Consider the following 21,191-nt stretch of genomic DNA (forward strand, 5'->3'; position numbering starts at 1 on the left):
GGAAATGCGTCCGGCGTTGGTTCGCCGATGTCGCGCGGAACCTAGTGTCCCGGACCGGTGAAGCCAAGCCGGGACGGGACACAGGTTCGTGCGGACCGATGTCGGCGAGACCTACCGAGGCCGGCCCACCACGGCATCGACCGAGTTGAAGGTGACCGGGTGGTAGCCCGGGCGGGCCTGGGCGTAGATGCGGGTGGCGATCGGGCGGCCCCACTCGTTCTGGGCCCAGAGGCTGGTGAACAGGGGCAGGACGAATTTGCGCCGGCCCATGGTCGTCAGGAAATGCTCCAGCGTCGGCACGGCCGGCTGATAGCGGTGCTGAACGGCGATCTGCAGCCAGCCGAACAGGACCTCGGCATTGCCCTCGGCCTTGAGGCTCAGCGTTGATTCCAGATCGGCGAGCTGGGCGTCGGTCATCCAGCGGCCGGTTGCGGGCGGCACGGGCGGACGCCAGGCGAGGAAGCGCTGGCGCTCCTGCGTCGACCAGCCGGCCCACGGAATGGCGGAGGCCGGGCCGCCGGAGGCGAAGGCGAGGGCCGCCGCATCGACCGGGGCGAAGGCGTCGGACACCGGCGGCTGCCAGTTGGACGGCATCCCCGGCTGATAGATCCAGGCGTCCATCATCAGCTGGTCTTCCAGCGCGCGGGTCGTCACCAGATGGGTGCGGATGTCCTCAAGGAAGCGCTCCGTGGTCATCGGGCGGAAGGCGTTGCGCTCGAAATAGCCCTTCAGCCAGGCATCGAAGCGCTCGCGGCCGACGATGCGTTCGATGGTGACGAGGAAGGCCGCGCCTTTTTCGTAGGCGATGTCGGTCATGCCGTCGTCCGGGTCGCGACCGGCCAGCTCGAGCTTCAGACGGGTGTCGGCCGGCGGCAGGTCGGCCAGCGTCGACTGCAGGTCGCCCCAGCCCAGAGAGCGCAGCATCAGGGCACGCTCGGGACCGTAGAGCGCCTCCATGATCCTGTTCTCGAAGTAGACGGTGAAGCCCTCGTTGAGCCAGAAGTCGTCCCACGTCGCATTGGTGACGAGGTTGCCCGACCAGCTGTGCGCCAGCTCATGCGCCACCAGCGAGACCAGCGACTTGTCGCCGGCGATGATGGTCGGGGTGGCGAAGGTCAGGCGCGGGTTCTCCATGCCGCCGAACGGGAACGACGGCGGCAGGACCAGCAGGTCGTAGCGGCCCCAGCGATAGGGACCGTAAAGGCGCTCGGCCACATCGACCATCTCGGCGGTCGGGGTCAGTTCGTCATGAGCAGCGTGCAGACGCGAGGGCTCGGTCCAGACGCCGGTGCGCTCGTCGATGCCTTCGAAGGCCACGTCGCCGACGCCCAGGGCGATCAGATAGGGCGGGACCGGATTGGTCATGCGGAAGCGCCAGGCGGTCTGGCCGGCGCCGGCGGCCTCGCCTTCGGGCGTCAGCATTTCGGCGCTCATCACGGCCTTGAGCTGCGAGGGGGCCACAATGCGGGCGTCCCAGGTCTGGCGGATGCCGGGGCTATCCTGGGTCGGCACCCAGGTGCGGGTCAGGATCGCCTGGCCCTGGCTGAACAGGTAGGGCTGCTGGCCGCCGGCGGTCTGGGCCGGGGTCAGCCACTGCAGCGCCGCGGCGTTCGGGCGGGTGGCGTAGGCAATGACGATGCGGCGCGTCTCGCCGGCGGCCAGCGCCGGGAAGCGGATGGTCAGCGGCTGGCCCATGATCGGATCGTTGGCGCCGGCCTGATGCTGGAGCACGCCGCCCGAGGCGTCGGTGACGCCGCGGATGTCGAGGTCGCGGATGTCCAGGACGATCTCGGTCGCCCCGGCGGCGCCGTCGATGTCCAGCGTCGCGGTCCCGCTCAGGGTCTTGGCGGCGAAGTCGGTGGTCAGATCCAGGGCGACGTGGCGGACGCGCGCGATCTCCGGCCGCGCATACGAATGGACGTCGCGCACATAGTCGATCGGCGCGGTCGCCGATGCGGGCAGGGGCGGCATGTCGGAGCCGGAACTTCCCATAGTGGCGCATCCTCCCAGGGCGGTGGCGAGCGCGAGGGCGCTGATCAGTCCCAGCGTGCGGATCATGGGCGTCGTCCTTGTTCGTTCAGGCGACGGACAACGCCCCGAAGCGCGCGAAAGATCAACCCTGTTGCTGCGCCGGCGGCAGGTGGTGCGACACGAACAGGCGACCACGCTCGGCGAACAACACGGCGCACAGGGCCAGCAGACCCATGAGGGTGAACCCGACCAGCATGGGCGTGGCGGTGCCCGCGAACTGCTGGCCGATGGCGAAGCCGGCGATGGAGCCGAAGGTCGTCGACAGGAAGCCCTGGGCCGAGCTGGCCGTGCCGGCGATGTGGCCCATCTTCTCCATGGCCATGGCGCCGAAATTGCCGGCGATGAAGCCGAAGCAGAACATGGTCAGGCCCTGCAGGATGCCGAAGGTCCAGATGGTCTCGTGGCCTGTGGCCGAGACGGTCGCGTGGATAGCCGACATGGCGATGAAGCCGATCAGGGCCGTGTGCGAGATCAGGCGGCTGCCGAAACGCTCGACGAAGGTGGCGTTCAGCAGACTGGCCGCGGCGATGCCGCCGGCGACGGCGGCGAAGACCAGCGGGAACAGGTCGGCGGCGTTGAAGACGTGCTCGAAGATCGACTGCGACGAGTTCAGGAAGCCGAACAGGGCGCCCGTGATCGCCGTCATGGCGAGGGTGTAGCCCAGCGACTGGCGCTCGGTCAGGGCCTCGCGGAAGGCGGCGCCGATGCGGGCCGGCTGGATCGGCAGGCGGTCTTCGGGCTTCAGCGTTTCGGGCAGGCGGATTGCTGCCCACGCCATGACCAGCACACCGGCGGCGGCCAGCACGCCGAAGATCCACGGCCAGGGCGCAACATGCAGGATGGCCGCGCCGAGGCTGGGGGCGATGATCGGCACGCCGAGGAAGACCAGGAAGCTGAGCGACATGACCCGCGCCATGGTCCGACCCTCGTAGCGGTCGCGCACGATGGAGACGGCCAGCACCCGCAGAGAGGCTGCCCCGATGCCGCAGCCGACACGGGCGGCGATCAGAAGCTCGAAGGTCGGAGCCAGCGCCGCCATCAGGGCGAACACGGCGTAGAGACCGACGCCGACCATCAGGACAGGCTTGCGGCCGTACCGGTCGGCGATGGGCCCGTAGATGATCTGGGCGATGCCGAAGCCCAGCAGATAGGCGGTGATGATCCACTGCCTGTCATTCTCGCGCAGCACGCCCAGCGCATTTCCGATGTCCGGCAGGGCCGGAAGCATGGAGTCGATGGCCAGCGCGTTCAGCGCCATCAGGCAGGCGATCAGGCAGACGAACTCGGGGAAGCCCGGGCCCTTCACGGCGGGAGTTGCGGGGGAGACGGGGGAGGTCATCGGGGCCAGATGCGGTCCGGATGCGACAATCGCAACCGCCGGGGTGATAAAAAGCGCCGCCGTTGCGCTATAGGCGCTGCATGACCGTGACCATCTTCCACAATCCGAACTGCGGCGCCTCGCGCAATGTGCTGCAGATGATCCGCGACGCTGGCCACGAGCCGGAGGTCGTCCAGTATCTGACGACCGGCTGGACCGCCGAGGGACTGAAGGCCCTGCTGGACGCCGCCGGCCTGACGCCGCGCGAGGCGATGCGGACCAAGGGCGATCTGGCCGGAGAACTGGGCCTGCTCGATCCGGCCGTGTCCGACGACGCCATCCTGAAGGCCATGGTTGAGCATCCGGTGCTGGTCGAACGCCCGCTGGTAAGGACGGACAAGGGCGTGGTTCTGGCCCGGCCGAAGGAGAAGGTGTTGGAGGTCCTGTGACCGATCCGGCCGCCCGCGATGGCGAGCGGCCGGTTCATGATCAGTCGTCCCAACGATCATCGTAGCGATCGTCGCGATCGTCATCGCGGTCGTAGCGCCAGTGCAGGACGCGGCGACCCGAGGCGTCCATCAGCACGTCGATCTCGCGGCCACGGGCGTCGCGACCCTCGACCTCCAGACGGCCGTCGTCGCGCTCGACCTCGGTGACGCGGACGATGCCGATGGCGCGCAGGGCTCCCATGTCCGGACGCGGCATGCGGCCATAGCGGCGGCGGTCGTCGTCATCGTCATCCCAGCGGGTGTGGGCATAGAAGCCGTCGTCGGCGACGCGAGCCGGGGCGGGCGCGGCGGCCGAGGTTACAGCCGGAGCGGCGACGGCGCTTCCGGCGACAAGGGCGACGGCGGCCAGGGCTATGGGCAGGTGCGGTTTCATGGTTCGTGTCCTTCCGTGGCGACGCCGGCATCGGCGACGACGGGGACTTTGCGCCGGGCTGGCTGACGGCCCCGTCACGTCGATCGTCAGCGAAATGTCAGCGGGATCGTGCAGTATGGTCGGCTGATGTCGGGGCGATCCCTGTTTCCTCTTCTGCTGGTTCTGGCACTCGCCGCGTGCAGCGAGGGGAGCACGCCTGCGCCCGAGGCTCAGCCCGCGCCCGTGCGCTCGACGCCGGCCCAGCGGATCGGACCATTGCCGCCGCCGGGTCCTGCGCCGCCTGCGCCTCCCGCTGCGCCCGCACCGCCTGCGCGGCCCGAACCCGCGGTGGGACAGGGGCGGCTGACCTTGAACCGGATCCTCGGCATCGCCCTGGCCGACACGCCGGGCGAGGTGATCGATGTCGAGCTGGACGCCGACGATGACGACGACGGCCCGACCTACGAGATCAATATTCTCACGCCTGGGGGGCGGACCATCGAGATGAAGCTGGATGCGCGGACCGGCGCCATCCTCGAACGGGAGGACGACTGACATGCGCCTGCTTCTGGTCGAGGACGATGCGACGATCGCCGCCGGCGTTACGCGCGCGCTGGAGGCGGCGGGGTTCGTCATCGATCTGGCGCGCGACGGAGAGGACGCCTGGGCCCGTGGCGGGGACGAGGACTACGACGTCGTGGTGCTGGACCTCGGCCTGCCGCGGCTGGACGGGCTGAGCGTATTGAAGCGCTGGCGGGGCGATGGGCGGGGCTTTCCCGTTATCATCCTGTCGGCGCGCGGCCAGTGGTCCGAGAAGGTCGAGGGGATCGAGGCGGGGGCCGACGACTACCTCGCCAAGCCGTTCGAGCCGGCCGAACTGGTGGCTCGAGTACGAGCGCTGATCCGGCGCAGCGCCGGCCATGCCGAGGCTGTCCTGACCATCGGCGACCTGACGCTGGACACCCGGCGGATGCAGGCGACGGTCAGAGGCGCGGCCCTGTCGCTGTCGCCGCTGGAGTATCGACTGCTGCATGCACTGGCCCACGGCGGCGGACGGCCGATGAGCGCGGGCGAGCTGTCCGAAAGCCTGCACGGCGTCGACGCCGTGGACGCCAACGCCATCGAGGCGTTGGTCGCCCGGCTGAGGCGCAAGGTAGGCAGCGGCGTGATCGAGACCCGACGTGGCTTCGGCTATCTGCTGGCGGGGGCCGAATGATCCGCGCGCGCTCGCTGGGACTACGCCTGCTCGCCTTCGCCGGAGCGGCGATCGGTGCGGCGTTGGCGGTCGCGTGGTTGGTGCTGGGCCTGTTGTTCGAGCGCCATCTGGAGCGGCAGTTGCAGGTCGAGCTGGAGCGGCACGGCCTGTCGCTGATCGCCGCCCTGTCGCTCGATCCGGACGGTAAGCCGGTGCTGACGGCGCGTCCGTTCGATCCGCGCTTCGACCGCCCTGCAAGCGGCCTCTACTGGCGCATCTCGGCGCCGGCGGGCGAGCTGAGATCGCGGTCGCTGTGGGACGGCGGCCTGCCCGACGGAAAGGCGCCGCCGGCGACCGGCTGGGGCGTGCGTGAGGGACGCGGCCCGTATGAGCCGCGCGTCGTGACGGCCGTCCGGGACATCCAGCCCGACGCCGGCGGGCCTCAGGTCGTGATCGAGGTGTCTGCGGACCAGCGGCCGGTGCAGGCGGCGCGCGCCGCCTTCGGTCTGGAGAGCGCAATCTTTCTGGCTGTGCTTTGGTTGGTCCTCGCGGTGGCGGCGGCGGTGCAGGTCCGGCTGGGGCTGAGGCCGCTGGACGAGGTGCGGCGCGAACTGGAGGGGATGCGGCGCTCGCCCGGCGCGCGGTTGTCGGATCGCCACCCGGTCGAGATCCGGCCGTTGACGGCTGCGGTCAACGATCTGGCCGATGCGCGAGCGGCAGACGTAGAGCGCGCACGACGCCGGGCGCGCGACCTGGCGCACGCGCTGAAGACGCCCCTGACCGCCCTGCGCCTTCAGATCGACGGGCTCGAGCCGAAGCGGGCGAAGGCCTTGGCGCACAGCCTGTCGCTGGTTTCGGGCGCCGTCGACGGCGAGCTGGCGCGAACGGGGGCCGAGGAGACGACCGGCGTGCCGGCAGCCGTCCTGATCGACCGACTGACGGCGGTCATCGCCCGCACGCCGGAAGGGCAGGCGCTGGCGTTCGACAATGCGGTGTCACCGGATCTGACGCTGCCGATGCATCCGGACGCCGCGATGGAAGTGCTGGGTGCGTTGATAGAGAACGCGGCCCGCTTCGCCCGGACGGTCGTGCGAATCGAGGGAGAGGCGGGCGTCGATGGCGTCTGGCTGTCGATATCCGATGACGGCCCCGGCATCCCCGAGGGGCAGAGGTCGGATGCCCTGAACCGGGGGCAAAGGCTCGACCAGCGAGGATCGGGCGCGGGTCTCGGGCTCGCTATCGCCGCAGATTATGTTGAAGCCAGCGGCGGGCGACTGACCTTGGGCGAGGCGGAGGCGGGAGGATTGCTGGTCCGGCTGGACTGGCCCGCCTGATGCGGTCGTGGTGCGGGCGGTCGGGCTCGAACCGACACTCCTCTCGGAACCGGATTTTGAGTCCGGCGCGTCTACCAATTCCACCACGCCCGCACAGGCCATGGCCGACGTCGAACGTCGGGGCGGTTCTGACCTAGCGGGTCGGCCCGATCCGGGCAAGCGGTCGCGCGACGCGGCGCGGCGAACTTACTGCTGAGCTTCGCGCGCCTCACGTTGGCGCTGTCTTTGCGCACGCACAGCCGCGTCGTCCTGTCGGGTCTGGTAGCCGTCGAGGACGAAGCTGGCACGGAAGCTGACCAGACGTTGGTCGACAGGTGCATCCGGGGCGCTGACGTTCCTGGCCCTCGCGGCGCGCACGGCCCGTAGTGTCGCTTCGCCGTAACCGGCGTCATGCGGATGCTCCGCCTCGACCTCGCAATTGCTCAGCCTGCCGTCGGGGTTGGTCAGGCAACTCACCACCGCAAACCCTCGTGCATAGCGCGAGGACGCCGGATATTCCGGCCGCGGCGCATGGCGCCAGTCGAAGCCGACCGGCAAGCCGGTGTCCTGCAAGGCGTCACGCTCGACGTCACGGGCGTCCACCAAGGGGCGGTTGCAGCGTGTCAGGGTCTCGTCGATCGCAGCCGAGGAAGCCGGCAGGGTCAGATCGTAGCGAAGGTTTCGACCATCGTCCGCGCCACCCGGGATCAGGATACTGATCGATCCGCCCTGTCGGAGGTGACGCGCGAACGGTGCTGGCATTTCGCTAACCGCCACCGTGTCGTCCTGCGCTACGTTCCAGCGCTGCATGTCCATGTCATGGTCGGACAGCTTGACACCGATGGTGCGGGTTTCGGCCCGGCCCGCCGGCGGCAGGCCGGTGATGAGCGCCTCGTAAGCGCCTGCCGTGCAGCGCAGTGCGAGAGTCAGGCCGGTGTCCGTCTGGACATAGGCGACCATCAGGCGATTGCGGTCGTCCCGGTGCACGTCCCAGTCCGCGCTGGTGTCCTGCGCTAGGGCGGGCAGGGCGATCGCTCCCACCAGAATCGTCGCCAGAAACCGCTTCATCATGCCTCCCCCCGATGCGCGGAGATTCTTAAGCCGTTGGCGGCGAAAGATAAACCGAAGATTGCGGTGGCTCGCTACTCTGGCGTGTCGTCTGTTTCCATGTGAGCGTCAGGCTTGCCGGCTTGGATGCGGCGCGCGCGAATGAACATCTCGGCGCGTTGCGCAGTGACCATGGCGGCGGCGAACAGCATGAAGGCTTCCAGGATGGCCAAGGGATTCACGCCCCAGTCCGCTGCGTGAATCTCAAGCCACGGCTCAAGCGACCGGCGGGCCAGCAACAGGCCGATGATCAGGATCAGACCAGCGGGCGAGGCCTGGGCCTTGAGCACGCCGTCCGGGTCCTTGTGGATGGTGGTCATCTTCCCGCGCCAGAAGCCGGCGACGGCGCCGAGGATCAGGCCGAGGGCGAGAATGACGATGGAAACCGGATCGGTCGGCGCCTCGCCGCGCCCGCTCTGGCTGATGCCCCACAGGCCGAAGCCGATGGCCAAGGTCACGATCAGGGGCGTCACCCAGAGGAACTGCGGACGCAGTGTACGTGGTCGCCGGTTCCTGAGCAGGACGAGCGGAAGCACGACCGCCAGCACAATCAGCGGAATCATCTGTTCTCTGGACACGGCATCTTTCCCCGACGACGCGCCGTCCCCCGACGGTCGCATCCCGAGGCGACACTAGACCTCCCGGCGTGGAGGTAAAGCGGGCTTTCAGCCGACCGGGCCGACCGTCTGTTCGATGGCGCCGAAGATGGTGTGGTGCTTCTCGTCCAGCATCTCGATGCGGACGGTGTCGCCATGCTTGAGGAATGGCGTCTCGGCCTTGCCGCGCAGGATGGTCTCGACGGTGCGGACCTCGGCGATGCAGCTGTAACCCAGACCGCCCTCGGCCACCGGCTTGCCCGGGCCGCCATCGGCGTCGCGGTTCGAGACGGTGCCCGAGCCGATCACCGTGCCGGCGCACAGGCTGCGGGTCTTGGCGAGGTGGGCGATCAGGGTGCCGAAGTCGAAGGTCATGTCGACGCCGGCGTCGGCCTTGCCGAAGTCCTCGCCGTTGAGCTGGACCGACAGTTCGCCATGCAGCTTGCCGTCCTTCCAGCGGTAGCCCAGCGCGTCGGGCGACACCAGCACCGGCGACAGGGCCGAGGCGGGCTTGGACTGGACGAAGCCGAAGCCCTTGGCCAGCTCGGCCGGGATCAGGTTGCGCAGCGAAACGTCATTGACGAGGCCGACCAGACGGATGTGCGTCAGCGCCTCCTCGCGGGTCACGCCCTGCGGCACGTCGCCGGTGACGACGACGATTTCGGCCTCCAGATCGCAGCCCCAGCTCTCGTCGGCCAGCGGCACGGGATCGCGAGGGGCGAGGAAGCCGTCCGAGCCGCCCTGATACATCAGCGGGTCGGTCCAGAAGGTCTCGGGCATCTCGGCGCCGCGCGCCTTACGCACCAGTTCTACGTGGTTCACATAGGCCGAGCCGTCCGCCCACTGATACGCGCGGGGCAGGGGCGAGGCGGCTTCGCGCTCGTGGAAGCGGCCGCGCGGCACGCCGCCGTGTTCGAGGCTTTCAGCCAATGCGCGCAGGTCGGGCTCGACCCGGTCCCAGTTGTCCAGCGCCGCCTGCAATGTCGGGGCGATCAGGAAGGCGTCCGTGAACCAGTTCAGGTCGTTGGAGACGACGACGAGACGGCCGTCGCGGCCGTGCTTGAGCGAGGCGAGTTTCATGCCTCAGGCTTAGGCGGTTTCTCCGTCAGGGGAAACCGTCTGTGCGATCAACCGTGGCTCAGGCGAGGTCCGCCGGGCGCGCTGCCGGACAGTTCCGCCAACGCCGCGCGCATCTGGCCGATGCGCAGACCCTCATGCCGCCAGTGTTCGTTGAAGGCGGCGACGGCCAGTCGCAGGGCCTCGGTCTGCTCGCGGGCGGTCATCTCCTTCGGACCATGGTGCGGCCTGGGCTTCGCCGGTGGATGGTGCGGCGTCGGAGCGGGCGCGGCCGGCGGGATGACGTTGACGATGGTCACCGAGCCGGTCGAGGCGGAGGCCGTCGCGGGCGCAGAGTGCACGTGGTCGTGCGCCTTGTGGCTTTCGTCGTGATGGTCGTGGTGGTCAACGTGCTCGTGGTGGTCGCCATGATCAGGCTCGTCGTGACCGGGCGTCTCGTCCGGCTTGCGGCCATTCAGGGCGGCGGTCAGCCCGGCAACAGCATGGGCCAGACCTTCGTCGCCCGCGGTGAAGGCCAAGGTCTTGCCCAGTCGCTTGCGAAGGGTTTCGGCCAGATGATCGGCCTTGCCGCGCAGGGCATGGTCATCGGCCTTCATCGCCTCCTTGGCCGCCTTGTCGATCGCGTGCCAGATCGAGGCCGTCGCATCGCCGTCGTTGCGGCGCGAGCGGCCGGCGAAGAACCAGCCGAGGGCGAAGGCGGCCAGCAGAAGCAGGAGACCGGCGACCATCACGGCCGGGTCGGCGCCGATCAGGATCGGAGCGTCCAGCGGCGCATTGGCCGGGTCGGCGGTGGCGAAGTCTGCACCGTAGGACATGGAACGTTCCGCTGATCACCGCCGGTCGCGGCGAACGGCATTCTGCCGCGACGGCCCAGCTTGGCAACGGGAAAGGTTAACGCCGGTTGCTCAACGCGGGGGATTGATCACCGCTGTCGCCTCGGCGCCTTGATCGAGGCCGATGGCGCGCACCTCGACCTCGACGGCGATGGCGCCTGCCGGCGAGTGCGCCCAGAGATAGCGGCGCTCGACCTCGACCTCACGGCCGGATGGGGCAAAGCCGGTGAAGCTGTCGCCCCACGGCGTGATCGCCTTCATGTCGGGCCACGGGAGGGCGCAGGCGGCGTCCAGTTCCTCGATGGCCATTTCGGACAGTTCGTCGTTCACAGCCATCGACGGACCTTCGAGCGATAGGCGTCCCACTCCGCGCCGAACTTGCCGGCGAGGTAGGCTTCCTCGCGCAGGATGACGGCGCGGTCGATGATGACGAGGCAGGGCAGGACCATCGCCAGCGCGGCCCAACTGTCCATGGCGAAGGCGAACCCGACGTAGATCAGCGTGAAGCCGACGTAGATCGGGTTGCGGCTGAACCGATACAGGCCGCCGGTGACGAGCGCCGTCGTGGGCTTCCACGGCTCGGGCGCGGTGCCGACGCGGCGGAAGCCGCCCAGCGCGGTCATCTCGGTCACCAGCCCGACGATCACGAAGGCGAAGGCCAGTCCTCGGCGGACCTCCGTGGTCAGCCCCATCGAAGGCTCGTTCAGCAGATGGCCGATCCCCCAGCCGATCAGCAGGAAGCCGAGAAAGATGAGAGGCGGCGGCGCCAGAACGCCGGGATTGTCGCGGGGCGTGGTCATATCGTCTGGCCCTGCGGCGCGGTGAACTCGGACACTTCGGCGTCACCTGTATTGATCACTTCGGAGGGTTCGAAGATCAGGACCTCGGCCTCCTCGTCTGCGCCTGTGCGATGCTCGACGCCCCGCGGAACGACGATGAACTGGCCCGGATGGAGTGTCTCGATGCGGTCGCGAAACTCGACCCGGAACACGCCCCTCCAGACAAGGAACATCTCTTCGGCGTCGGCATGGCTGTGCCACGGGAACAGACCCTGCACCTTCACCAGCCGCAGGTCCTGACCGTTCAGCTGCGCGGCGAAGCGCGGCCGCCAGTGATCCGAGAAGGCGGCGAATTTAGAGGCCAGATCGATGGTGGCGCCGGTGGTCACGGGGCGACCTCCTCGTCGGCATAGATGGCGACGGCGGCAGGCTCGCGCTGCGAGACCGCGCCGCGATACATGCCGGAGGTGTTCATGGCGAAGGCGGGAAGGCCGCCCGGTGTCATGACGATGACGCCGCCCTCTCCACCGAGTTGACCGACTTCATCGATCTCGGCTTCGGCAGCCATGAGATCCCGCCTGCGGGCAGGGGTTGTGCAGACGGTGGCGGCCGCATCGCAGCGGTCGCGGGACTCGGCATCAAGCGCTGCCAGCCGCCCTTCCTCTGACAGCGCATTCCACGCGCCCATGCGAGCGCAGATGTCCCGCGCGACCGTGGCGCGGATGAAATACTCGCCCGAGCCGGTGGCCGAGACGGCGCAGCCATCGGCGTTGGAGGCGTAGGTGCCCGCGCCGATCACGGGCACGTCGCCGACCCGGCCCCAGCGCTTGGCGGTCATCCCGCCAGTCGAGGTGCCGGCCGCGAGGCGGCCCTGACTGTCGACCGCGACCGCGCCGACGGTGCCGAATTTGCGCTCGTTCAGCGGCGGCGCAGGCAGATCAGCCGACGCCTGCGGACCCGGCGCGTTCGCCGGGCGCTGCGGGACAGGATGGTTCTGGCGACGCAGTTCGCGCTCCAGACCCTGCCAGCGGCGTTCGGTGAAGAAGTAGGACGGATCGACCTGCTCCAGACCCACAGAGCCGGCGAAGCTGTCGGCGCCGGGGCCGATAAGCATGACGTGGGGCGAACGCTCCATCACGGCGCGGGCGGCGGCGATTGGATGGCGCGTCGTCGTCAGCCCCGCGACCGATCCGGCGTTCAGGGTAGGACCGTCCATGACGGCGGCGTCCAACTCGTTGCGGCCCTCGGCGGTGAAGACCGCGCCCCGGCCCGCGTTGAACAACGGGTCGTCCTCCATGATCTCGATCGCGGCCTGCACCGCATCCATCGACGAGCCGCCGGCGGACAGAATCGCCTGACCGGCTTCAAGGGCGCGGTGCAGGGCGGCGCGATAGGCGGCGTCCTGTTCGGGCGTCAGGCTGTCGCGTTCGATGACGCCGGCGCCGCCGTGGATGGCCAGAGACCAGGTCGGCGCGTCCTGCGCGACAACAGGGAATGCAAGGACGGTCAGGGCTCCGGCGAGCAGGGCGATGTGGCGTGCGGTCATGGCGCGCAACCTCGACCATGCGCCGGAACGGTTCAAGAGGCTCACGCCATCCAGCGGGGTCGTTCGATTTCCGTCGGCGCCATGCCGTAAAGCGAGCGGCTCAGCAGGGTCAGCGACATGGCGCGGTCGTCGGGCGATGCCAGCCAGGCGCAACCCAGCAGCCGGTTTACCGAGGGCGGACGATCCAGCCAGCCGAAGGGCGTGTCGGGCGCCAGCAGGATACGACGTCGGCCGCCGCCCGGCCGTGCACGCCACGCCGGATTGACCTGCGCCGCTCGCGCGAAGATCGGGTTTTGGGTGACGATCACCTCTGGATCCCACGCGCGCATCTGTTCCAGCGTGACGCGACCCAACCCCTCCTGTCCGATGGCGACGTTGGTCCAGTGTCCGCCCTCCAGCACCTCCGTCGCCAGGGCTCCCCTGAAGCCTGTCTCCAGCCCGTCGTCGTCGCGCGCGTAGTAGAACGAGGGGCCGGGAGACGCCGAGCGCCAGTCGTGAAGGATCGCTTCCGCCTTGCCGGCGAGAGACTCGCCGCGGGCGACATCGTCGAGAAGCGCGCCGGCCTGCCTGAAGGCAGTCGGAATACGTGACAGGGCGCCGTCTATCAGCGTCCAGTGCACACCGAGGGTCTCGCCGAGCCTGCGGCCGATGGCGACGTGTTCGGCGTCCGCCTCGCCATAGTCGATGATCTGTGTCGGGCGGAGAGCCGCCACGGACTCCGGCGGGGCGACACGGCCGGGCCCGGAAAGCCGGCCCAGCTCGGGAAGTGCGGCGGCCTCCGGCGGCAGGGCCTGCAATACAGGAGGCAAGGGACGGTGGGGCCATGCGGCCAAGCGATCGCGCGCGACGGCCCAGATCAGGACCGCCGCGGGCTGCCCCGCCGCGACCACGTCCCTTCGCGGAGAGGTTGAGCCTCGTCCGCATGCAGCCAAGCCAAGGCTCCCGCACAAAACGCCGAGCGCCGCACGTCTGGTCGTCATTGAGTCCGCCCGTATCCACCCGGGTGAAGATGGCTCCGGCGTACCCGCCGAGGGCGACCCTCACAAGGCTGTATCGACCAATTTACCCTTAACCCTTGTCCGGGCTTCGTCCGCGTGCTGCTTATGCGCCCATGCGCGTCAGGTGGGGCGCAAGCAATCATGGAGTTGGCCGTTGAGTACGACGGACGCCGGGGGCGCGCTTGAAGGCGGGCCCCGCAAGACATTTCTGGGACACCCCCGCGGGCTGGTGATCCTGTTCTTCACCGAGATGTGGGAACGCTTCTCCTACTACGGCATGCGGGCGCTGCTGGTCCTGTACCTGACGCAGCACTTCCTGTTCGGCCCCGCCGAAGCGCAGGGCATCTACGCCGCCTACGCCGCGCTGGTTTATCTGATGCCTGTTCTGGGCGGCATGATCGCCGACCGCTATCTGGGCTCGCGCAAGGCCGTGATCATCGGTGCGGTGCTGCTGGTGGCCGGCCACTTCACGATGGCGTTCGAGGGTACGGGCGGCAAGGAAAGCCTGACCATCGGCCAGACGACCTACCAGATCGAGGTCGACGGGCGTGACCAGAACCGCCGCATGTTCGCCGTCAATGGCGACGAGCGCGTTCAGATCGCCATCACGCCGGAAGGCGTTTCGACCGTCGGCGCCGAACCCTCGGCCGCCAACGCAGCGGACGCCGCTGTGGCGGCTGTGGCGGAGCAGACCGAAGGCGCGGCTCCGGCCGGCGCGCTCGATCCGGCGACGCAGGCCGCTCCGGCCGCCGCGCAGCAGGCTGGTTTCCCGGCCTTCACCGCCGCCGGCGGCTACACCCTGGAAACCGTCCGCGACACCCAGCAGGGTGAGCCGGTGCTGTTCCTGGCCCTGTCGCTGATCATCGTCGGCGTGGGCTTCCTGAAAGCCAACATCTCGACCGTCGTGGGCTCGCTCTACGAAGAGAACGATCCGCGTCGCGACGGCGGCTTCACGATCTTCTACGTCGGCATCAACCTGGGCTCGTTCCTGGCGACGGCGGCGTGTTCGTACCTCGGCATCAAGTACGGCTGGGCCTACGGCTTCGGTCTGGCGGGCATCGGCATGCTGTTCGGTCTGCTGACCTTCGTCCTGGGCCAGAACTGGCTGGAAGGCCGTGGCGGACCGCCGGTCCCGGTTCAGGGCCGCAGCATCCTGGGCGTGCCGCTGGTGCCGTTCTTCTGGATCGCCGGTCTGGTCGCCGTCTTCCCGACCTGGCTGCTGATGCGCAGGCACGAGATCATCGAGGCCGGTCTGCCGTGGATCGCTGGCGTTATCTTCATCCTGGTGGTCGGTTACACCGTCATCCAGCTGAAGGGCGCCGAGCGCAGCCGCATGCTGGTCGCGCAGGTCCTGATCTTCTTCTCGGTTCTCTTCTGGGCCCTGTTCGAACAGGCCGGCTCGTCGCTGACCCTGTTCGCCGACCAGTCGACCGAGATGCCGTCGTGGTTCAATGCGGCCATGACGCAGATGTTCAACCCGGGCATCATCGTCATCGGCGGTCCGATCGTGGCGGCCCTGTGGGTCTGGCTGGGCAAGCGCAACCGCGAGCCCTCGACCCCGGTCAAGTTCTCGTTCGGTCTGATGTTCGTGGGTCTGGGCTTCCTGGTCCTGATGTGGGCCGCGGGGAACATGGCGAACTCGGACTTCCGCGTTCCGCTGCTGTTCCTGTTCCTGACCTACTTCTTCCACACGGTCGGCGAGCTCTGCCTGTCGCCGGTCGGCCTGTCGATGATCACCAAGCTGTCGGTGGCGCGCGTGGTCGGGATGATGATGGGCGTGTGGTTCCTGTCGAGCTCGGTCGCGCACATCGTGGCCGGCATCATCGCCAAGGCGACCGCGACAGACACCGTGGCGGGCGTGGTCACCGACCGCGCCGGCGCGCTGGCCACCTACGGATCGATCTTCGGAACGATCGGCTGGGTCGGCGTCGGCGTGGGTGTTTTCCTGCTGCTGATCTCGCCGATCCTCAAGAAGGGTATGGCGGGTATCCACTGATCCTTCACAGGATCGGAAACACGAAGGGCGGGACCTCGCGTCCCGCCCTTTTTGCTTGCGCTTCAGCTGGCGTCAGAAGGTCTTGCGCGCCTGAAGATAGACCCAGCGGCTGGCGTTGGTGCGGCGGGTCTCAGTGAACGCAACGGGCGAGACGTCGCGCGGTCCGGCGTAGATGAACCGGTCGTAGCCCTGATCCCTGTCGGTGACGTTGCCCACGTCCAGGCGCAGCGTCAGATCGTCAGACGGCTTCCACTGGACAAAGGCTTCCATGATCGGTTCCTCATGGAAGGCGCGAACCTCGCGAACGCGGAAGGCGCGGCCCTTGTCGACGTTGCAGCCGTGCTCGAAGCCCCAGGACCATTTCCCGCCGGCGAGATCCTGATTGAAGTTCAGCTCGCAGCCGAAGGCCTGGTCCCCGTCGAAGCGCCGCTTGTCGCCGGTCAGGGGATCGGTGACCTCCGAACGCGCCCAGGTCGTCCTGCCGAACAGGCGCGCGCCTGACAGACCCAGTCGATCCAGCGGCAGGGTCAACCGCAGGCGCAGGGTGCTGAACGATCCGTCCCCGATGTTGCCCACGCCATCGAAGCCGCCGGCCAGCGGGATCAGATCGACCACATCCTCGACGCGAGCGTGCTGGACCGTGGCGTCGACCACGCCCTCGTCCCAGAAGCGTCGTTCGTAGAGCGCCTCGATCAGGGTGGTCTTGTCCGGCTCAAGATCCGGGTTGCCACCCTCGACCTGACCGACCTCGATGTCGGTGGAGGCGACGAAGTCGTCGAAATCCAGCTGTCCGACCTCCCGCTCCGCACGGACGCGGAACTGGTGCCCGGCCCAGGGCGTCCACGTCGCCTGAACGCGCGGCTTGGGATAGACGAAAGACTTGCTGCGGTCGCTGTCGCCGGACTGGCTGATCCCGGACACCTCGACGCGGATGCCGAACTCCAGCGTGAGCGTCGGATCCGGCCGCCAGGTCGTCTGGCCGAAGATCTCGCCCCGCAGTTCCTCGACCTTCACGGATGCGGAAGGCAGGGGCACGGCGACGCCGTTCTCCTCGTAGGCGTTGGTGCTGTCCAGAGCATTGTACGCCACCTCGCCGCCGGTCTCGATGGCCCAGGGATCCGAGGGGCGGTGGCGCAGGACGCCGCGCACGATCGACTCGCCCGAGGTCGAGCTGGAGGAAAAGACCGACTCCTCGCCCGCCGACAGGGTGTCGCCGCGATAGTCCTCCTCGCCCCATCGCTGAAGGGCGGTCAGTTCGAACGCGCTGCGAGTGTCGAGGTCGCGGGTCCAGGTCAGGCCAAGTTCGCCCTCGATCTCTTCCGAGGTCTCGCGGTTGAAGTTGTCGGTCCCCGGGCCAGTGCGGATCAGCAGGTCCTGGGTGTTGTCGTTGCCGAACCAGCCCAGCACGCCGTTGATGCGCAGCCGCCCGCCCGCCAGTCCGCGCTGGATGACGCCGGTCGCACGGACGTTGCGGTACTCGTCCCACAGGTCGAGGTCTGCGTTCTGAATCAGCGCCCCGGTCGGGCTGTATCGGCGGCGGAAGCCGGTCGCGGTGCCGTCGGTCCGGTCGTTGATCGTGGCGCTGATGGCGCCCTCGATCTGGTCGTCACCCTCGCGTCGCGAATAGCTGGCGCCCAGTGTCGGCCCCAGGTAGCCGTCGGGATAGGCGTAGAGGCCGCCCTCGATCACGCGCTCGACCGTGACGGTCCGGACCAGCACGACGTTGGCGACCACGGCCGCACCCTGCATGTCGATGCCCGGCGCTCCGCCCCGGATCAGCTCGACCCGCTCGACGCCAGCGGCCGGAATGCGGCGCAGGACGTCGTCGACGCTGTCGCTCTTGCTGGACGGACGCTGGCCGTTGATCAGGACATTGCCGGTCGCCCCGGCCAGACCGCGGGTGCTGCTGTCGCCGGTGCTCAGGCTGAAGCCGGGCAGGCGGTTGATCATGTCCAGCGCCGTGTTCGGCCGCTGGTCGGCGAAGAAGGCCGGTTCGAAGATCAGAACGCCCTGCCGGGCCGCATCGATCTCGAGCGCATCGCTCACCGGGCCGGTCGCGACCGGCGCCTGCGCCACGGAGCCAGTCTGGGCCAGCGCGGGTGTCGCAAGGACGCCAAGCGCGGCGCTCGCCAGCCGGATGGCCTTGTGCATTTGGTCTCTCCCCCGGGGCGGCGGACCATGCCGTCGTCGCTCGCTTCGCGCCAGCTTAGATCAGGGAGAGATTGATCAAGCCCCAACAGGGGGAGGCGGCGGGAAGAGGGCCACCCGCCGCCTCCGGACTTTCGCGCCCCGGGTCAGAAACGCGATCGTCCAGCTCAGAACGTCTTGCGCAGACGGATCTGGTAGAAGGTCCGCGGATCGATCGCGCGGGTCTCGATGTAAGAAATCGGCCGGGTCAGACGGTCCGCATAGGCGGTGCGCTCGATGTCGAAATTGTCCCAGATGTTGATCTGGGCGCGGATCGACAGTGTCGGGGTCGGTTTGTACTCGGTCCAGAACTCGAAATAGTCGCGGCCGCGCCATGCCGACTTGAAGTCGGGATCGTAGCCGGTCTGCCCCAGAAGCGGGATGTAGGCGCCGCCCCACTGGAGCTTCCAGCTGGCGATGTCCTGCGACACCGAGAGCACGGCCTGCGAGGCGCGGACGTTCGAGATCGGGCGGGTCTCGCCGGTCGTCGGGTCTGTGACTTCGGTATGGTTCCAGGTGTTGCGGAAGCCCAGACGTCCCCCCGTGAAGCCAAACCGGTCCATCGGCACCGTGACGTTCAGAGCCAGTTGATCGAGGGTTGCGTCGCCAATGTTGCCGACGGCCGACAATCCGCCGTCCAGCGGGATCACGTCGATAGCGTCCGTGATCTCGTCGTGGCGCAGGCCGATGCTGACGATGCCGTCACCCCAGAAGCGCCGCTCGAAGGTCAGTTCGCTGATCCAGCGCTGCTCGGGCTCAAGGTCGATATTGCCGCCGAAGACATTCTCCTCGTCCAGATCGGCCGAGGCGGCGAAGTCGCCGAAGTCCAGCTGGCCAACCTCGCGTTCGAGGCGCACGCGGAACTGGGTATTGGCCATCGGGGTCCAGGTGGCCAGCAGGCGCGGCTTGGCGAAGAAGAAGCTCTTTTCCTGATCGGCGTCGCCCGACTGGCTGATGGTCGAGTCCTCGAGCCGCAGGCCGCCTTCCAGCGTCAGGTCGTCCCGAACGCGCCAGGTGCCCTTGCCGAACAGTTCGCCGCGGGTTTCCTCGACCGTGACCGAGGCCGAGGGCAGGGGCACGGGCGTGCCGCCGATCGTGAAGGCCTGCTCGGTTTCGAGCATGTTGTAGGCGACCTCTCCGCCGAACTCCCAGGTCATCGACGGGGTCTGCTCGAAACGAACCAGACCGCGCAGGATGGTCTCCGATGCCTCGCCGTCCGAGGTGAAGCGCTGCTCAGGACTATCGACGCCGCCCAGACTCGTGCGGTTCGTCGAGACGCCTTCGAACTCGCTGAACTCGTGGATGAAGCGGGTTTCCAGATTGAAGCGCGAGCCCAGCGGGCGCGTATAGACCGCGCCGAACTCTCCGCTGGTTCCTTCCTCGCCGTAGCGGCTTTCGCGACGCACGGTTGGCGAGGTCTGCAGATTGATGTTGTTAAAGTCGTTCTGGCCATAGCGGCCGGTCAGGTCGATCTTTCCGCCCATGAAGGCGTCGGCGTAGTTCAGGCGGATCGATTGTCCGCCGCCGGACTGGTCGTTGAAGAAGCTTTCGTCACGGATAACTGTCCCGGCCGCGTCGCGGCGGATGACCGGGCCGACGCCGTTGGAGTCGCTCATCGACAGGCCGTCGCTGAGGGTGAAGCCCCAACTGCGGTCGCCGTCCTTGGCGGTGAACTGGATCGAGCCGCCGTAGACGTCCTGACCGCCCTCGAACAGCACGGCGTTGCCGGTCACGATGGTCTGCTGGCTCGACTGGGTCAGGGTGATGACGTTCACGACGACCGAGAAGCCCTGCATGTCGATGCCCGGCGCGCCGCCGCGGATCAGCTCGATGCGGGAGACATTGGAGGCGAGGGTGCGGCCCAGCACGTTCGAGCCGCTGTCGTTCTTCGAGGCGGGGCGCGAGCCGTTGACCAGGACGTTGCCGACCGAGCCCTCGAAGCCGCGGCTGCCGTCGCCATCGACGACGCTGAAGCCCGGGATGCGGTTGACCATGTCCAGCGCCGTGGTCGGGTTCTGGTCGGCGAAGAAGGCGGGCTCGAACACGAGCACGCCCTGCTGGCCGGCCTCGGCCTGGGGCGCACTCTGGGGCGCGGGCGCCTGGGCCTGCGCGCCGGTCGCGGCGGCGGTCATCAGCAGGGCGGTGGTCGCCAGCAGAACGGTTCTGGACATCAAGAAACTCCCCTCGTCGGTGACGAGAGGTGTGACGGTCCGCCGCGCTTGTCTCCAGTTACAAGACGGACAGGTGGATTAAATCGGAGACAGCATTACATGACTGTCATTTTCTTGTTCTGAAAGCGGCTGCTATCTACTCTGTAATCTCAAGTCTAACGGGTGATATTTTGAAGTCCGTCGCTGTTGCTGTTTGTCTTTTCACCGCCCTGCTGACGGGCTCGGCAGCGATTGCGCAGGAGACGGAGCCGGCGGATCGGCTGGATGACGTCATCATTACCGCCCAGCGATCCGGTGCGCCCATGTGGACGGTGCGCGACGGCGACAGTGTCCTGATCCTTGTCGGCTCGATCCGGGCGATCCCGCGTGAGGTGACCTGGCGCCCCGAGGCTCTGGAGGAGGCGGCGAAGCGCGCCGACCTTATCCTGCTGCCGCAGGAAGGCCGGGCGTCCTTCAGCGACATCCTGCGGGTGATCTGGCGCGCACGCACGATCACTTTCATGCCGGAGGGGCAAACGACGGCGACATATCTGAGCCCGGACATGCAGGCGCGGCTGGACGTGCTGATGGCCGGCGAGCGGAATCAGGACTGGCGTCGTCGCAGCATGCTTATGACCAGCTTCGACCTGATCCAGGATCGCGCCGGCTTCCGCGCCGGGCGCGAGGGACGGGACGCTGTCGACGTCGTCCGCCGCGCCGCCCGTCAGGGCCGCATTCAGGCCCGTCCGGTGGGCACCGTCCGAGGGGACGAAATGGTCGATAGCCTGATCACCGCTCCGCAGACGGTGCATGTGCCGTGCATGGAGCGGGCGATCGCGGCGGCAGAGGCCGGGCCGGAGTCGTCGCGAGAGCGGGCGCAGGACTGGCGTGCTTTCCGCGTGCCTGAAGTCGTCGCCTCGCCGATCGAACAGGCGCTGAAGGTCTGCTGGCCCTGGGGCGATCCGGAACTGGCTCCGCAGTTGCACCAGCAGTGGGCGGCGGCGGTGCAGACCGCCTTGGTCTCTCCCGGTGTCACCATGGGCGTCGCCCCGGTCCGCCTGCTGGCCGAACCGGGCGGCGTGCTGGACAGCCTCGAGGCGCGTGGGCTGGAGGTCGAGGGACCTGAGTGGAAGTAGGGGCTTAGGAGTTAGGTCTAGGGGCTAGGGATTAGGGGAGGATGGTCGGGCCCTGGGGTCGGATTAGC

20 protein-coding genes and 1 tRNA gene are annotated in these 21,191 nt (G+C 68.3%); 6 read left to right on the plus strand and 15 right to left on the minus strand.

The features are described from left to right. Nucleotides 1-111: 111 nt before the first annotated feature. Both ABDZ95_RS05120 and ABDZ95_RS05125 read right to left on the minus strand, forming a co-directional pair. Complete coding sequence (locus ABDZ95_RS05120; RefSeq protein ID WP_343791355.1) at nucleotides 112-2,058, minus strand: M1 family metallopeptidase; 1,947 nt, start codon at nucleotides 2,056-2,058, stop codon at nucleotides 112-114. Nucleotides 2,059-2,113: 55 nt separating this feature from the next. Continuing rightward, entirely contained in the window at nucleotides 2,114-3,370 is a 1,257-nt protein-coding gene (locus ABDZ95_RS05125; RefSeq protein WP_343791357.1) for a multidrug effflux MFS transporter, read from the minus strand. A gap of 80 nt (nucleotides 3,371-3,450) precedes the next feature. Between ABDZ95_RS05125 and arsC the strand changes: the two genes are divergently transcribed. Then, a complete protein-coding gene (gene arsC / locus ABDZ95_RS05130) occupies nucleotides 3,451-3,798 on the plus strand; it encodes an arsenate reductase (glutaredoxin) (protein ID WP_343791359.1) in 348 nt (115 codons plus the stop codon). Between the two features lie 40 nt (nucleotides 3,799-3,838). Here arsC and ABDZ95_RS05135 read toward each other — a convergent pair whose 3' ends face one another. Beyond that, nucleotides 3,839-4,231, minus strand: coding sequence for a hypothetical protein (locus ABDZ95_RS05135; RefSeq protein WP_343791361.1), 393 nt, complete (start codon nucleotides 4,229-4,231; stop codon nucleotides 3,839-3,841). A 348-nt stretch (nucleotides 4,232-4,579) separates the two neighbouring features. Here ABDZ95_RS05135 and ABDZ95_RS05140 point away from each other — a divergent pair, with 348 nt between their 5' ends. Genes ABDZ95_RS05140 through ABDZ95_RS05150 form a run of 3 tightly spaced genes read left to right on the plus strand, consistent with a single transcriptional unit; the run spans nucleotide 4,580 to nucleotide 6,739 of the window. Next, nucleotides 4,580-4,765, plus strand: a complete 186-nt coding sequence (locus tag ABDZ95_RS05140; protein ID WP_343791363.1) for a PepSY domain-containing protein — start codon at nucleotides 4,580-4,582, stop codon at nucleotides 4,763-4,765. Between the two features lies 1 nt (nucleotide 4,766). Next, nucleotides 4,767-5,426 carry a response regulator transcription factor gene (locus ABDZ95_RS05145; RefSeq protein ID WP_343791366.1) on the plus strand — a complete coding sequence of 220 codons (660 nt, stop codon included), beginning with the start codon at nucleotides 4,767-4,769 and terminating at the stop codon, nucleotides 5,424-5,426. After that, a complete protein-coding gene (locus tag ABDZ95_RS05150; RefSeq protein WP_343791368.1) occupies nucleotides 5,423-6,739 on the plus strand; it encodes an ATP-binding protein in 1,317 nt (438 codons plus the stop codon). The genes ABDZ95_RS05145 and ABDZ95_RS05150 overlap by 4 nt, the downstream gene beginning before the upstream one ends. An 8-nt stretch (nucleotides 6,740-6,747) precedes the next feature. On the opposite strand, the gene ABDZ95_RS05155 is transcribed toward ABDZ95_RS05150, so the two are convergent. The 10 genes from ABDZ95_RS05155 to ABDZ95_RS05200 form a co-directional block, all read right to left on the minus strand. Further along, nucleotides 6,748-6,832 (minus strand) — tRNA-Leu (locus ABDZ95_RS05155). A 93-nt stretch (nucleotides 6,833-6,925) separates the two neighbouring features. After that, nucleotides 6,926-7,786, minus strand: a complete 861-nt coding sequence (locus ABDZ95_RS05160; protein ID WP_343791370.1) for a hypothetical protein — start codon at nucleotides 7,784-7,786, stop codon at nucleotides 6,926-6,928. 74 nt (nucleotides 7,787-7,860) lie between these two features. Next, on the minus strand, nucleotides 7,861-8,388 hold the full coding sequence (locus ABDZ95_RS05165) for a CcdC protein domain-containing protein (protein ID WP_343791372.1): 528 nt from the start codon (nucleotides 8,386-8,388) through the stop codon (nucleotides 7,861-7,863). Nucleotides 8,389-8,490: 102 nt separating this feature from the next. After that, the gene (locus ABDZ95_RS05170) at nucleotides 8,491-9,501 is read right to left on the minus strand and encodes a fumarylacetoacetate hydrolase family protein (RefSeq protein WP_343791374.1); all 1,011 of its coding nucleotides are present in this window, start codon (nucleotides 9,499-9,501) and stop codon (nucleotides 8,491-8,493) included. A 47-nt stretch (nucleotides 9,502-9,548) separates the two neighbouring features. Then, the gene (locus ABDZ95_RS05175; protein WP_343791377.1) at nucleotides 9,549-10,313 is read right to left on the minus strand and encodes a hypothetical protein; all 765 of its coding nucleotides are present in this window, start codon (nucleotides 10,311-10,313) and stop codon (nucleotides 9,549-9,551) included. Nucleotides 10,314-10,403: 90 nt separating this feature from the next. Beyond that, nucleotides 10,404-10,667: a hypothetical protein gene (locus tag ABDZ95_RS05180; RefSeq protein ID WP_343791379.1), complete on the minus strand. Its 264-nt coding sequence runs from the start codon at nucleotides 10,665-10,667 to the stop codon at nucleotides 10,404-10,406. After that, nucleotides 10,658-11,131, minus strand: a complete 474-nt coding sequence (locus ABDZ95_RS05185; RefSeq protein WP_343791381.1) for a methyltransferase family protein — start codon at nucleotides 11,129-11,131, stop codon at nucleotides 10,658-10,660. Before ABDZ95_RS05185 ends, ABDZ95_RS05180 begins: the two co-directional genes overlap by 10 nt. Further along, nucleotides 11,128-11,499, minus strand: coding sequence for a cupin domain-containing protein (locus ABDZ95_RS05190; RefSeq protein ID WP_343791383.1), 372 nt, complete (start codon nucleotides 11,497-11,499; stop codon nucleotides 11,128-11,130). Before ABDZ95_RS05190 ends, ABDZ95_RS05185 begins: the two co-directional genes overlap by 4 nt. Continuing rightward, nucleotides 11,496-12,656, minus strand: a complete 1,161-nt coding sequence (locus tag ABDZ95_RS05195; protein WP_343791385.1) for an isoaspartyl peptidase/L-asparaginase family protein — start codon at nucleotides 12,654-12,656, stop codon at nucleotides 11,496-11,498. The genes ABDZ95_RS05190 and ABDZ95_RS05195 overlap by 4 nt, the downstream gene beginning before the upstream one ends. A 41-nt stretch (nucleotides 12,657-12,697) precedes the next feature. Beyond that, entirely contained in the window at nucleotides 12,698-13,369 is a 672-nt protein-coding gene (locus ABDZ95_RS05200) for a TroA family protein (protein ID WP_343791387.1), read from the minus strand. Nucleotides 13,370-13,808: 439 nt separating this feature from the next. On the opposite strand from ABDZ95_RS05200, the gene ABDZ95_RS05205 reads away from it, so the two are divergent. Beyond that, nucleotides 13,809-15,650 carry a peptide MFS transporter gene (locus tag ABDZ95_RS05205; RefSeq protein ID WP_343791389.1) on the plus strand — a complete coding sequence of 614 codons (1,842 nt, stop codon included), beginning with the start codon at nucleotides 13,809-13,811 and terminating at the stop codon, nucleotides 15,648-15,650. Nucleotides 15,651-15,722: 72 nt separating this feature from the next. Here the strand turns inward: ABDZ95_RS05205 and ABDZ95_RS05210 are convergent, their stop codons facing one another. Further along, nucleotides 15,723-17,801, minus strand: coding sequence for a TonB-dependent receptor plug domain-containing protein (locus tag ABDZ95_RS05210; protein ID WP_343791391.1), 2,079 nt, complete (start codon nucleotides 17,799-17,801; stop codon nucleotides 15,723-15,725). Between the two features lie 164 nt (nucleotides 17,802-17,965). Then, the gene (locus tag ABDZ95_RS05215; RefSeq protein ID WP_343791393.1) at nucleotides 17,966-20,008 is read right to left on the minus strand and encodes a TonB-dependent receptor plug domain-containing protein; all 2,043 of its coding nucleotides are present in this window, start codon (nucleotides 20,006-20,008) and stop codon (nucleotides 17,966-17,968) included. A 170-nt stretch (nucleotides 20,009-20,178) separates the two neighbouring features. Here ABDZ95_RS05215 and ABDZ95_RS05220 point away from each other — a divergent pair, with 170 nt between their 5' ends. Then, nucleotides 20,179-21,123, plus strand: coding sequence for a TraB/GumN family protein (locus ABDZ95_RS05220; RefSeq protein WP_343791395.1), 945 nt, complete (start codon nucleotides 20,179-20,181; stop codon nucleotides 21,121-21,123). Nucleotides 21,124-21,191 lie beyond the last annotated feature (68 nt).

The sequence above is a fragment of the Brevundimonas kwangchunensis genome (assembly GCF_039523815.1).
GTDB classification, from domain to species: Bacteria; Pseudomonadota; Alphaproteobacteria; order Caulobacterales; family Caulobacteraceae; genus Brevundimonas; species Brevundimonas kwangchunensis.

Bases quoted from the DNA above. Each gene is read 5' to 3' on its own strand.
- ABDZ95_RS05180 (WP_343791379.1), bottom strand. From the start codon at position 10,667: ATGGCTGTGAACGACGAACTGTCCGAAATGGCCATCGAGGAACTGGAC.
- ABDZ95_RS05175 (WP_343791377.1), bottom strand. From the start codon at position 10,313: ATGTCCTACGGTGCAGACTTCGCCACCGCCGACCCGGCCAATGCGCCG.
- ABDZ95_RS05150 (WP_343791368.1), top strand. From the start codon at position 5,423: ATGATCCGCGCGCGCTCGCTGGGACTACGCCTGCTCGCCTTCGCCGGA.
- ABDZ95_RS05170 (WP_343791374.1), bottom strand. From the start codon at position 9,501: ATGAAACTCGCCTCGCTCAAGCACGGCCGCGACGGCCGTCTCGTCGTC.
- arsC (WP_343791359.1), top strand. From the start codon at position 3,451: ATGACCGTGACCATCTTCCACAATCCGAACTGCGGCGCCTCGCGCAAT.
- ABDZ95_RS05165 (WP_343791372.1), bottom strand. From the start codon at position 8,388: ATGATTCCGCTGATTGTGCTGGCGGTCGTGCTTCCGCTCGTCCTGCTC.
- ABDZ95_RS05135 (WP_343791361.1), bottom strand. From the start codon at position 4,231: ATGAAACCGCACCTGCCCATAGCCCTGGCCGCCGTCGCCCTTGTCGCC.
- ABDZ95_RS05125 (WP_343791357.1), bottom strand. From the start codon at position 3,370: ATGACCTCCCCCGTCTCCCCCGCAACTCCCGCCGTGAAGGGCCCGGGC.
- ABDZ95_RS05215 (WP_343791393.1), bottom strand. From the start codon at position 20,008: ATGTCCAGAACCGTTCTGCTGGCGACCACCGCCCTGCTGATGACCGCC.
- ABDZ95_RS05120 (WP_343791355.1), bottom strand. From the start codon at position 2,058: ATGATCCGCACGCTGGGACTGATCAGCGCCCTCGCGCTCGCCACCGCC.
- ABDZ95_RS05185 (WP_343791381.1), bottom strand. From the start codon at position 11,131: ATGACCACGCCCCGCGACAATCCCGGCGTTCTGGCGCCGCCGCCTCTC.
- ABDZ95_RS05145 (WP_343791366.1), top strand. From the start codon at position 4,767: ATGCGCCTGCTTCTGGTCGAGGACGATGCGACGATCGCCGCCGGCGTT.
- ABDZ95_RS05210 (WP_343791391.1), bottom strand. From the start codon at position 17,801: ATGCACAAGGCCATCCGGCTGGCGAGCGCCGCGCTTGGCGTCCTTGCG.
- ABDZ95_RS05160 (WP_343791370.1), bottom strand. From the start codon at position 7,786: ATGAAGCGGTTTCTGGCGACGATTCTGGTGGGAGCGATCGCCCTGCCC.
- ABDZ95_RS05195 (WP_343791385.1), bottom strand. From the start codon at position 12,656: ATGACCGCACGCCACATCGCCCTGCTCGCCGGAGCCCTGACCGTCCTT.